9 protein-coding genes are annotated in these 12804 nt (G+C 42.6%); 7 read left to right on the forward strand and 2 right to left on the reverse strand.

Features of this window, described 5'->3' with window-relative positions:
* Positions 1-109 precede the first annotated feature (109 nt).
* The 3 genes from AFM12_RS06145 to AFM12_RS06155 all read left to right on the forward strand — a co-directional run bounded on the left by AFM12_RS06145 (position 110) and on the right by AFM12_RS06155 (position 4188).
* Entirely contained in the window at positions 110-2659 is a 2550-nt protein-coding gene (locus AFM12_RS06145; RefSeq protein WP_055145353.1) for a tetratricopeptide repeat protein, read from the forward strand.
* Positions 2660-2836: 177 nt separating this feature from the next.
* The gene (locus tag AFM12_RS06150; RefSeq protein ID WP_055145356.1) at positions 2837-3574 is read left to right on the forward strand and encodes an ABC transporter ATP-binding protein; all 738 of its coding nucleotides are present in this window, start codon (positions 2837-2839) and stop codon (positions 3572-3574) included.
* A 116-nt stretch (positions 3575-3690) separates the two neighbouring features.
* Positions 3691-4188: a DUF2911 domain-containing protein gene (locus AFM12_RS06155; RefSeq protein WP_055145359.1), complete on the forward strand. Its 498-nt coding sequence runs from the start codon at positions 3691-3693 to the stop codon at positions 4186-4188.
* Positions 4189-4258: 70 nt separating this feature from the next.
* On the opposite strand, the gene AFM12_RS06160 is transcribed toward AFM12_RS06155, so the two are convergent.
* Complete coding sequence (locus tag AFM12_RS06160; protein ID WP_055145362.1) at positions 4259-4642, reverse strand: T9SS type A sorting domain-containing protein; 384 nt, start codon at positions 4640-4642, stop codon at positions 4259-4261.
* A 346-nt stretch (positions 4643-4988) separates the two neighbouring features.
* On the opposite strand from AFM12_RS06160, the gene AFM12_RS19895 reads away from it, so the two are divergent.
* From AFM12_RS19895 to AFM12_RS06180, 4 genes are all read left to right on the forward strand, one after another.
* Positions 4989-6908: a tetratricopeptide repeat-containing sensor histidine kinase gene (locus AFM12_RS19895; RefSeq protein WP_055145365.1), complete on the forward strand. Its 1920-nt coding sequence runs from the start codon at positions 4989-4991 to the stop codon at positions 6906-6908.
* On the forward strand, positions 6908-7633 hold the full coding sequence (locus tag AFM12_RS06170) for a LytR/AlgR family response regulator transcription factor (protein WP_055145368.1): 726 nt from the start codon (positions 6908-6910) through the stop codon (positions 7631-7633). The genes AFM12_RS19895 and AFM12_RS06170 overlap by 1 nt, the downstream gene beginning before the upstream one ends.
* A gap of 127 nt (positions 7634-7760) precedes the next feature.
* Complete coding sequence (locus tag AFM12_RS06175; RefSeq protein WP_055145371.1) at positions 7761-8108, forward strand: LytR/AlgR family response regulator transcription factor; 348 nt, start codon at positions 7761-7763, stop codon at positions 8106-8108.
* Positions 8105-11536 (forward strand): LamG domain-containing protein, encoded by a 3432-nt coding sequence (locus AFM12_RS06180; protein ID WP_055145374.1) that lies wholly within the window; start codon positions 8105-8107, stop codon positions 11534-11536. Before AFM12_RS06175 ends, AFM12_RS06180 begins: the two co-directional genes overlap by 4 nt.
* Positions 11537-11542: 6 nt before the next feature.
* Here the strand turns inward: AFM12_RS06180 and AFM12_RS06185 are convergent, their stop codons facing one another.
* Positions 11543-12772 carry a M24 family metallopeptidase gene (locus tag AFM12_RS06185; protein ID WP_055145377.1) on the reverse strand — a complete coding sequence of 410 codons (1230 nt, stop codon included), beginning with the start codon at positions 12770-12772 and terminating at the stop codon, positions 11543-11545.
* Positions 12773-12804 lie beyond the last annotated feature (32 nt).

Below are 12804 nucleotides of genomic sequence, written 5' to 3' on the forward strand. Positions count from 1 at the left end.
CAGGGTATGATCTAAGGGACAAATATAACAGGGTCTGCATGATTTACACGAACGCCAGGAAAAATGGCGTTATTTGTGAAGTACTTTCCAAAATGATCTTAAAACCCGTATGATCTCAAACACCCGCTTCTGGCTATCATGGCCAAAGCCGCTGAAAAATCTTTTCTTACTGCTCGCAATTTTGTTTGTAACAGCTTCGGCTTTTATGCTTTACTGGCATTTTAACACTTACGAAAACGTGCTGAAATGGAATATTGCTACCGAGCTTCTTCAAAAAGACATTGCCGTACCTGCATTTGTGGAGAAAGGACTTCAGTTTACGCAGAACGAGGTGGTCTATTACGTCAAAGAATGGTTTATTCCTTCCCACCAACAAATGAACCGAATACCGGCCATGTTTCTCCTTGGCCTCACCGTTTTGGGCGTTAGTCTTATCACCGGCTCCCTGAGTTTTGAGAATACCAAATGGTTTTTACCGGCCATTATTGCCGCTGCGGCTTTTCTGCTTACCGGACGTTTTGAAGTACTGTTTCAGCAAACTTCAAATCTGCCGTTTCTTGTGGCATTTGCTCTACTTGGCGGGCTCCTTTTCGTTTTCAATGCTTTTTTGAGAAAAACAGGTTTACTGACGCGTGTTTTATCAGTTTTGCTCACCACCCTTGCCATTTTAGTCTTTGCCACATACCGAAAGAATATCAATGAACCACTGTTGGCTTTTACTCATTACGGCCTCATTTTCCCCATCATTATTTTCTCGGTTTTTGTCTTTACCATCGCTCATGAAGGAATTGGGCTCGTGGTTTGGTCAGCTACCAATAGCTCGCAAAAAGGCCGAAGTTCGTTTAATTCCTACCTGATCCTCTCCACTTTTTATCTGCTTAATTGCCTACTCATTTACCTCGAAAATGTTAAGATTATAGATCAAAGCAGCTTTATCATTAGCCCTGTTTGGTTGTTTTTGTTTTCATCCATTGCGGGAGTCTGGGGTTTCAGAAAACAATCTGAAGATCTCGGATGGTTTAGTTTCCGACAAACCGGAGCCTGGCTATATTTTGGGATGGCTCTTATCTCCGTTGGCGTTCTGGCCTTCGCTTTTGCCTCCGGCAACGACCCCCTTTTTGAGTTACTGATCGACTACATTGCTATCTGCCATCTGATCATGGGACTGGCCTTTTTTGTGCATGTGCTTATCAATTTTACGCAGCTTTTCCGGGGCGGCTATGAGGTTGATAAAGTTTTATACAAGCCTAAATTCAGTCGTCTAATTTTGGCCAAAGTAGCAGGTATTGCAGCTATTGGCTTCCTGTTGATTCAAAAAAATATTTACAGTTACCAGCAATTAAAAGCTGGTCTTTCCAATGCTTTGGGAGACTATTATCTGGCCGAAAACGAACTTACCGCAGCCGAAACTTATTACAAGGAATCTATCGAAAATGATTTTTATAACCACAAAGGCAACTACGCTCTGGCTCAAATGGCCTTTCAGGTGGGCGACAGAATTACAGCTTCTTATTATTTTAAAAGGGCAATTCAAAAGAACCCGACTGAGTACGCCTATGCGGCTTTGAGCCAAAACCTTGAAACTGAAGACTTGTATTTTGAATCACTTTTCAATTTACGTGAAGGTCTTCAGAAGTTTCCCCAAAGTTCCGTTTTACAAACCAATATGGCACGTACATTGGAAAAAGCCAGTGCTCGTGATAGCGTCTTTATTTATCTCAATCAGGCTTTGGAAAACTGCGGCAAATGCGAGGTTCAGAAAACTAATCTTCAGGCCTTCTGGATTGAAAATGCACAAGTCGCCAAGCTGGATTCAGTGACCTCTGAACTCAAAGCTGAAAGCATGAGCAATATTGCTAATCAACTGGCCATTTCCAGAATAAGCGGCGTCAATCCAGAACCTTTACCTGAATTGTACAAAGGCACATCCCCAAATACTGGAGAATTTGCCGCCTTTTATAATCAATTAAGCTTGCCCCAAGTAAGCATCGAACTGCCTGATAGCGTTTGGGCTAATTTGGTGGAAAATACCGTCGGAGCCGGGCTTAATAATGAAATCTTGTTCCTCAAAGCCAATCAGGATTATAAAAATCAGGAGATAATTTCAGCAGTAAAACAACTGAGTTATCTGGCACAAGACAGCACAGAAACCGGCGTGAGAAACCGAAGAACGCTCGGACTATGGTATTTGAATGAAGGACTATATAATCGTGCTGTCGACAACTTTAGAAAGTCGGGTGATCTCTCTTCGGTAGAAGTACTGGAAGCTAACAATTTCAGAAGTCATTTGCTCGACTCACGACTTCAACAAGCTGACGAACTCGGCCAGCTGGAAATCAATGAAGAAACCTATGAAGATATTTACAAGAGAGCTCCGTTTAACGAATTCCTGACAGCCGATATCGCCGAATTCCTTGCCGAAAAAGGAAAGGTTAATGAGGCTTACAATTTGGTTTTTAACGCTCTGGAGTTCAATGATCAATCTCCCCTACTCTGGCAAAAATATGTTCTGCTGGCTGTGAAAAACGGCGTAAATGATTATGCTTTGGATGGTCTGGATAAACTGGAAACATTGCTACCTGACGATGAATTCGGGAAGTTTTATGAGCAATATGAGCAGGCCAAAAAAGACTTTGAAGCTGGTTTTGATCCACTCTAATTGTTCAAAGGGTTGAATAAAATGCCTCCTTTACCAAACCACTCAAATTTTTTCAAAACCACCTATCCGCCCGATTTGACTTTGATAAAAAAGCATATCGGCAATTGCTTTGAAAACTTACCTTTGTATGGAGTCAAAACACATTGACCGGTTTAAAGTCTAATCTGAAGGAAACGCATGAAAATTATTGAAACCAAAGATATTGCGAAGCGTTATGTGATGGGTACTGAGGTGGTTGACGCCCTGAAATCCATTTCTATCAGCATCAATAAGGGAGAGTATGTTGCCTTTATGGGGCCTTCAGGTTCAGGAAAATCTACCTTAATGAATATCATTGGTTGCCTTGACTCTCCAACTGGCGGCTCCTATGTGCTGAATGGCAAAGACGTTTCTGACATGACAGAAAACGAGCTCGCCGAAATCAGAAATAAGGAAATTGGCTTCGTGTTTCAAACGTTTAATCTTTTGCCGAGAATCTCATCAAGAGATAATGTGGCCCTGCCTTTGATTTATGCCGGTTTCAGCAAATCAGAAAGAACCGATAAAGCCCAAAAAGTACTGGAAAGCGTAGGCCTTGGTGATAGATCAACACACCGACCTAATGAACTTTCAGGAGGGCAACGGCAGCGTGTGGCCGTGGCCAGGGCTTTGGTGAACAACCCCTCAATTCTGCTTGCTGATGAGCCTACCGGTAACCTTGATACGAAAACCTCGTATGAGATCATGGAGCTTTTTGAGGAAATTCACAGTGGAGGTAATACCATTATCATGGTTACACACGAAGAGGATATTGCTCAATATGCTCATCGTATCATCCGCCTTCGAGATGGTTTGATTGAGTCTGATATTGTGAACCCTAACCCTACTAACCCACGCGAAATGGCCGCCAAACTAGCGGCTGAGCAGGAAGACTGATTCAAAATCGGTTCAATTTCAGTTCAGACAAAACATTCTTCTTTTAAACTTCGTTTATTTGGAAAGACACAGAGCGGTTCTGTGTCTCCTAAATTCTAAAACCAATTAAACGAAAGATGAAAAAACTATTATTTCTCTCTTTAGCATTGCTATTCACAGGCTCTGTAGCTTTTGCTCAGGCACCAGCCAGCCCGAAAAAAACAGCGGAAGGTGATGGAGTATCTGTAGTCTATGGTGCCCCTTCTAAAAAAGGCCGTGAGATTTTTGGCGGTTTGGTACCATATGGAGAAGTATGGAGAACGGGAGCAAACAACGCTACCGAGCTAACCCTCTCAAAAGACGGCAAAGTTGGCGGAGTTAATGTTAAAGCCGGGACTTACACCTTATTCACTATTCCTCAGGAAGATGGCAACTGGACCGTAATTCTAAACCCAACTCTTGGGCAGTGGGGAGCTTATGGTTATGCAAAAATTAAGGATGCCGACCTTCCTCATATTCCTGCTAAAGCCTCTGCCACCAATGGCACTGTTGAGCTTTTCAGTATTTATTTTGAAGGAAGCGATATGGTGATTGCATGGGATGACACCAAGGTGGTGGTGCCTATTGAGATGTAAGAAAGATTATCACAAAAAAAAGCCCGCTTTGAAAATTCAAAGCGGGCTTTTTGGTTTTAGGCTTCAACCCCTATTGAAACTTAACTACCTGCACGGGCTTAGGTCTGCTTATTTCCAAAGAATGAACAGACTTGTTTTGGCCATCATTCAGTTTCAGCTGATAAGTGCCATCCGGCAAGGCGTTGACATCAAAGGCAATCATACCTTTTTCTTCCTTCTTTTTTACTGAAGTTGACTCCAGCACATTCCCTTTTTCATCTTCAAATGAAATAGTAAGGCTGTTACCAGCTTCTTTCTCAATAAAGGTTTTGATCAGACCACTGTTATGGTCAAAATACATCCCTACTTCATAGGTTTTGGGTCCTTCAGTTTCTACCGTTTCGTTAGCATAACCAGTGGAAAAGGCCATTGCGGCCAAAAGTGCTAATGCGATTGTTTTTACTTGCTTTCTCATAATTGTAATAGTTTTATTTGTTTTTATAAGTAATAGATAATCAAAGGGTTGCTTATTTCCTTTTGACGATTCAAAGGTCTGGATTTATAGCTACTGTGCAATACATAATAGTATGTATGGCAAATAAACTTTATGATCGGAAAACCTTTGATTTCGAAGGAAGCGTCGGCTCCCCTTTTTCAACCTGTGAAAGAGATGCGAAAGCTTTCGTAGCTGTTGCCTGAAGATTTGTTAAAAAGGGTTAAAAAAAACGGGCGATAGTTTTTATTGAAAGTCAAGGACAACTGACAAAACATAAAAGGCTGATTAAAATTGATTAGTTTAGAAACGGATATTGATAGCCTGAATGAAAACCAGCATTTTGACCCGAAAAAGTTCACCCTTACTCTTTGTACTTCTTAGCCTTCTTTTCGCCACCTTGACCAAGGCTCAAAAATCTGAAAGATTCTCGGAAGAGGTAAAACAGTCTGTGTTGGCTCAAAGGCCTGACTCCATTTTAGCCTGGCTAAATAAACATTACGACCACGAAATAGGTATTTACCCTGACGTGGCTAAAGCCGGCATTGAAAGAGCCACCAAAACAAATAATAAAGAACTTATAGGTGACTTTTATTCGGCCTTTGCAGAGTGGTACGGTTATCATGGTTTATACTCCCGTGACTCGGTGATTAAGCATAGTCTACTGGCTTTGAAAAACTATGAGCTTTCAGGCAATAAGCAAAAAACGGCACAAACTCATCGGTCTGTCGCTTACGACTACATCAATGAAAGACAGATCCCCGAAGCTCAGTCTCACATTTTCAAAGCTATTGAGCTCTTTGAAAAAGTGGAGGACCAAGAAGGAATAGCATCCTCTTACCGAATGCTCGCCAACTCATATATTGTGACTAAGGACGCTGAAAAAGCCCTGAAATATCTGGATTTAGCTGCTCCGATTTTCAGGGACACTGAGAGTTATCCCTCGCTTTCCTACACTTACCTCGGTTATATCAATGCTTACATTTTAGGGGGTCAGCACAAAAAAGCCCTTGAAGCCGCTGATGAGTGTTTACGCATTGTCAAAGAAAAAGTGCCCAACGAGGTTTTCGTGGAAGTAAGGGCCTGGAACTTCAAAGGAGACGCCTATCTGGGGCTTAACAAAAATGAAGAGGCTCTGAAAGCCTATCAAAAAGCGTATGACCTCTGCGTAATTCAGATTGGTGAAGAGAGGTCTGCCACCTGGCTTACACAGGTTGGCTGGGCCTATCAGAAGCTTGGAAAATATCAGCTCGCGATTGACAATTTGCTGGCAGGAATTAAGGCTTATGAAGAAAAAGATAATGAAAACATCGTAGCGGACTATCAGAAAATTGCAGAATGCTATGAAGCTTTGGGTGACTACAAAAATGCTCTGATCTATACTCATAAGGCCGATGCCGCTCAGCAGCGACTCTACGCCAGTAAAATAGAAAGCCTGGAAAATGAAGCCGTCATCAAATACGAAACCGGAAAAAAGGACGAAGCTTTGGCAGCCCAGAGTGAGCTTCTGGCTCAGAAAAACCGTACAGAAACCATCACCTTTACTGCCCTGGGAATTCTGGTTCTCCTACTGGCAGGCCTGTACTATTCTTTCAGAAAAAATCAGAAAGCTAAAAATGAAATAGCGGCAAAAAATGCCGAAAACGAGTTATTACTTAAAGAGATTCACCATCGCGTGAAAAACAATCTTGAAATGGTAAAAAGCCTGATTGCCTTGCAGTCTGCCAGGTTAGAAGACTCGGTAACGAAAGATGCCATGATCGCCAGTCAGAACAGGGTTCAAAGCATGGGGATTATCCATCAGAAACTATATCAGGGGAAAAATCTGGGGAGCATAGAAATGAAAGATTACTTCATCAACCTAAGCGAAGAAATACTGGATAGTTTTAATGCAGATGAGAAAGTGAAAATTGAATGTGCCATGGATACACTGGAACTGGATGTGGACACCGCGGTACCTATAGGGTTAATTGTCAATGAATTGCTGACAAATGCCTTAAAATACGCTTTCCCAGACAGAAAGGAGGGCGAAATTATGATCAGTTTAAGTAAAGACGGAGGTAAAATTTTGAAACTGAATGTCACTGATAATGGTGTAGGTAAACAAAAAGACGTGAAACCAAAAGGTACAGGATTTGGCTCCCAATTAATTCAACTACTCACCCAACAGCTCAATGGTACAATGAAGGAAGAAAGTCACAAAGGTACCGTCGTTTCTTTTGAATTTAAATTAGACCAGGCGGCCTGATGAATACTCCAGTTAAAATTTTGATCGTGGAAGACGAGATGCTCATCGGAGCCAATATTTCGATGATTCTGGAAGAACTCGGCTATGAAATCAGCGGTCTGGTTCCACGAGCTGAAGATGCCCTTTTGAATATCAAAAGCAATAAGCCTGATATCATATTACTGGATATTCAACTTAAAGGAAATATGGATGGGATTGCCCTGGCAGAGGTGATTCAGCAGACTAATCCAGTTCCTGTCATCTTTTTAACTGCAAACAGTGACGAGGCCCATTTTAACAAGGCTAAGGAAACCAATCCCTACGCTTTTCTTTCAAAACCTTTCAAAAAACGTGATTTACAGCGGGCTCTTGAGCTGACCATAAACCGACTGAGGGCCGAAACAAAAGATGAACCTGAGGAGAGTTCAGTGGTATCTGATCGGATCTTTGTCAGAGACCACGAAAAACTTGTCAAGATCGCTATTCAGGACATTCAATACATTGAAGCCGAGCGAAACTACTGCCGAATCTGCTCAAACAACAAAGATCATATCCTGACCACCACGCTAAAAAGCCTGGAGGAGAAACTGCCTTCAAATCCGTTTTTGAGAATCCACCGTTCTTTTATCGTCAATCTGCACCATATCGATGAAGTGGGGCTCACCAATATCAGCGTCGCCGGAAAAACATTGCCTGTGAGCAAATCGTATCGCGACGACCTTTTGAAGAGACTTCAAAAGATTTGAAAATCGTTCGGTCAGTCAATCAGTACTTCTGATAAATAAATCGACTCGTTCGTCCTAACGCCCTTCGCTTACTTTTCGAATTTCATGAGTTTCATTGCTGCAATGGATAAAACCCAACCATGTAGCCATGAAAACAGACATTGAAAACCATGTACATCTTGGAAGCCGAATTCACGTAGCCCCTCATACCATTTTGGTATTGAAAGCTGATCAGAATTATACAGAAATCATTCTGACAGATGGCAGCAAAATCCTTAGCTCAACTACCATGGGAAAGATTGAAAAACGACTGGAAGACTATAACTTTTTCAGACCCAACCGATCAACCATCATCAATCTGGATTACTTCCAGCGATTACAAAAAGCAGTTTCCTCATCTGTCATTGAAATGAAAAAAATAGGTAAAGAAATGGTATGCCCTATTACTGTTTCCCGTCGAAGACTACCTTTATTTTTAGCACAAATCGAATCATGAAAAAGTTACTTTATCTGGCTCTTTTTTTTAGCACTCCTTCCGTCCTACTGGCTCAAACTCCCGGCCCCTATAATAACTCAGCCTGGGGAAACACCCTTAATGGAAACAGTTTGGGCTCCGGTGGCTTTGTCACTATTTACAGTAGTTTAAAAAGTGTCGATGGAGGTGACTTTTGGGCCGTCAAGGTTAACTCTTCGAATCCGGCCATTGAAGATGTCAATATTTCGGCAGCCATGGCTCAGGTTCCTTTATCAAAACGCCTGAAAGCTAAGGCTGGGGAACCGTTCACTATTGATATTCATACGGCAGCTTTTGCGGCAACAGATTTTCAAAACCCTACCCCTGGTTTAAATTTCTGGACAGCTGATACCAGCACCGTTTACTTCGCGAACTCAGCCAATGAATCCAAACCCAATGGTCTTGGACAAAGCGGTGAAGTCTCTACATATTCTGATTTTTTCAGTTGGGACCCCAAGTTTCCCATGAATTACTATGCCCCGGGGCAGGTGAACTACGAAGGGTTTAAAAATCAGTTTGTTTTCACAAAAGGAAGTGAAGAAGGTTATATCGTATTCAGGATTGAAGAAAGAGAATACACCACAACAGAGGTTACGGGTACAATCCCAACAGGCATAGCCTATACAACCGTTCTTTTTATTCCATTTGTGGTAGAAGGGCCACTAGAGCGACAAATTGAGCCAATAGGCGTAGTTACCAAACCACAAATACCTCATATGATTCTGCATCGTCCCCCGGGTGATTTAAGCAAAGCCTCCATTACTACAGGTCAAAAAACGTGTAGAAATTTAGAAGAAACATATCAATACGAGAACAGTGTGTCCGGCCGTGCATCATTTAAATGGGGCACTAAGTTAGAGTTAGGCATAATAGTAACTCAGGAGCTGGAGGCCTACTACCAGGTAACGGGATCCATAGGCGGAGGAGATATTCAAATCTCTACCAATTCCAAAGAAACCTGCATTGAAACAGTGAGTAGCATTGAACAAAAATCGCTGGATGAGGGATCCATTGGCGGAGACCTGTTTATTGGTTATGGTTTTGACGCCGAATACGGAAAAGCAACAAACCTGTACATTGATTCTTTAGGCCAAATACAATATTACTATGGTATTTACATGGTTCCAATACTGCCGCTTAGAGATTTTCAACTCACCGAAAGGGGGATTAGAAATGACATGGCAGAAAATTTAGCATTGGCAAATGACACTTCAGCTCCGGAAGAAATTAGAGTAAAAGCTCAAAATCAGGCAGATGCATGGCAAAAAGTACTGGATTTAAATGCCGCCAATATTTTACTAGCTAAAAGCGGCCCCACCATTCATAATGACTTAACCTGGGACGGAAATGTGGCTGCCAAAACCTTTAACAAAACGGTAGATTTCAGTTTAACCAGAAGCATTGAGACCACAAGTTATTTTGGTGGCGGCATTGCTGCAGAATTCTTAGTAGAATATGGCGGTACAGGTGCTTCAGGGGGAATAAATTTTATGACCACCAGCACCTATGGCAGTAAAACGGATGAATCTACCAGCAATTCCACCACAATTTCTTATTCTTTTGAGGATAATGACACTGACGATCATTTTACAGTAAGAACTTTCCGAGATCCTATGTTTGGAACCCCCGTTTTTGATCTAATCGGAAACAATAATAGATCCAGTTGTCCTTTTGAAGGGGGTTATCAGTTGGATAGACCGGCTCTTAAATTTTCTGGTACCACCAGTAAAACACTGACTGTTAACGATGTGACTTTAGGCCAGCCTGCGAACTTTAAGTTGAATATTTGCAACGACTCCAATTTCCCCCGCTCGTATGTTTTGAAGGTAAAAGATGAAAGTTTACCCTCAAACATGACCATACTGGCCAATGGCGGCTCAAACATTACATCCTCTCCAATTACGCTGTCTGTTGAGCCTAATACCTGCCTGTATAACCGGGATCTGGACATTATCAGAACCTTAGCTACCGTCCCCACCGAAATCAATAATCTGGTGCTTGAATGGTACGCAGAGTGTGAGCCGGATATCAAAGACAGTTTAGTGCTGAATGCCAGCTGGGCTATACCTCCTCCCCCGGTTTTAGGAAACTTACCTGATGCAAACCCTGCCAGAAACATATACGTTTGTGGGGCAATTCAACCAATTTCTTTAGAAGCAACTTGCTCTGGTGGTACACAACCTTATTGGTATAAATCTCCAACTGGCGGTGTGACTCTTGGTATTAACTCAATAACGGACAATAACGCCATAGACGGGGATGAGTATTATGTTAGTTGCGAATCATCCAACTATATTTCACCAAGAAGTTTTTTTGGGAAGGTAGTCTTCCATTCAAGCCCTGTTGTTATTACCGAAAGTGGGCCTTTGTCTTTTTGTGGACCAGGTTCAGTAACTTTTAATTCTTACGCAGACAATAATAACAAGGCTTTAAGTTTAGTAAAGGCTAATAATCAATATGTTGAAGTACCACACAGCAACAGCCTCAACTTAAGTACCAGTTTTACTTTGGAAGCCTGGGTAAATTATACTGGTGAAAACGTTGCCATTATTGATAAAGGAAATTACGACTATTTATGGATGCTAAATGCCAATGGAAATGCCAATAAATTGGGATATTTTGAACGGGGCATAGGTTGGAAGTATTCCAATGACGCTGTTCCTGAAAACACCTGGACACATGTGGCGGTTTCCCTTCAAAGTGGGATTATTCGGTTTTATATCAATGGAGTTGAATCAGGTTATGGCTTTCTTGGTTCCGCTTTTCAAGACAATCTACCTATGAATATCGGTCGCCAACAGCCTTCCTCTTGTCAATGTAATCACTTCAATGGAAGTATGGACGAGCTCAGGCTCTGGAATGTGGCCAAAAGTCAAGCCGAAATTCAGGCAAGTATGAAAATCGGTGTACCTGTAAACAGTGCTGGGTTGGTGGCCTATTATAAATTCAATGAAGCTTCGGGTACTAGCGTAATTGACGCTACCGGCAACAATAATAATGGTGTTTTAATGAACGGTGCAAGCCGACAAACAGCTATAACGGTTCCATTCAATGAATTAAACGTTTCATGGGCTCCTCTTAACACAACGGCTTCGAGTTTTACAGCTACCACTTCAGGCACATATACTGCAAGTGTGGACTACGGATTAGGCTGCACCACTTCCGTGAATAAAACGGTATCCGTAAATTCAAATGCAACATTGGTTTCTCTTTCAAGCCCGACGGATGATTTTTCAAGTGATACTGTTTTTAAAACCGCTTCAAGTACGAATGGCAAAATTGTGGCTAGCAATAAAGTAACCGGTACAGCAAAAGTTACTTACCAGGCAAAATCCTTAGAATTAAATGCCGGTTTTATAGCAAATTCTGGAACTGTTTTTTCAGCGGAAATTGGAGGATGCCCCAATTAAAGGAGATCAGAATAGTTCTGTCAAAGAACTTGCCGTCTTAGAAAACCATCTCGGCCCTTCGGCTGTCATATAAACACAATCCTCTAATCGCACTCCAAACTCGCCCGGGATGGCAATGGTAGGCTCAATGCTAAAACACATGCCCTCCTGCAGTTTCAGAGGATTATCCTTGACCATATTGCCCCATTCGTGGCCGTCCATGCCTATGCCGTGGCCGGTGCGGTGGGGAAGACCCGGTACTTTATAATCAGGGCCGAAACCGGCGTCAGTGATGACTTTACGGGCGGCAAAATCTACGTCTCCGGCAGGTCTGCCAAGTTGAGCAGCCGCAAACCCCGCTTGCTGTGATTTCTTTTCAAGGGCCCAGATTTCTTTTTCACGGGCCGAAGGTGTACCAAACACAGTAGTTCGCGTCACATCAGAACTGTAGCCATGAACGCGACAGCCGCAATCCATGAGCACGATGTCGCCCTTTTTCAAAACCTGAGGTTTACGGGTACCGTGAGGCAAGGCAGAGGCTGCCCCCACCAGCACTAAAGCGAAGTCATGCTCTGCCCCGTTTTCTTCATGGACATTTCTGACAATTCTCCCGATTTCATAATTCGTCATTCCTTCTTTCATCCCTGACACCGCGGCCAAAATCGCTTTAGTGGTGATATCGGTAGCTGCCTGCATCAGAGCAATTTCATGTGCCGATTTTATGAGTCGACAGGGCATCGTAACAGGGTCGCCAGAAACCACTTCGTAGGTTGAGTTGGCTTTGGCGATGCCATCCGAAATAAAGAAACGAACCCGCTCTTCCATGCCTATTTTTCCACTTCTCAGACCCTGATCAGTCAAATAACTGCCTACCAGCTTAAACGGATTTTCATGCTCCTGCCAGATCAATACTTCCAGATCCAGGGTCATTTGCTCCCGCAAACGGTCTTCCTCAAAAGCCGGGCAAATCACCGCCGGCTTGCCCTTGGCAGGAATCACAATCAGCAGCGATCGCTCAGAAGGCCACCATCGGATTCCGGTGAAATATTCCATGGAGGTGCCAGCATCAATGATGAGGGCCGCCATTTCATTTTCATTTAAAAGCCGTTGGGCCTTTGCCAATCTATCTTGCCTTTCAGCATCGGAGATCGGGGGTGGTAGTTCTCCGAATGGTTTTTGACCGGTTGAGGAGATACTTAGGTTTGGAAGTGCCAGCATACCAAGTGCTGAAAAGGAAAGGAAGGAGCGTCTTTGCATGTTGAAGAAAATATGGACCAATATAAACAAAA

The organism is Jiulongibacter sediminis (assembly GCF_001306455.1).
Taxonomy (GTDB): domain Bacteria; phylum Bacteroidota; class Bacteroidia; order Cytophagales; family Spirosomataceae; genus Jiulongibacter; species Jiulongibacter sediminis.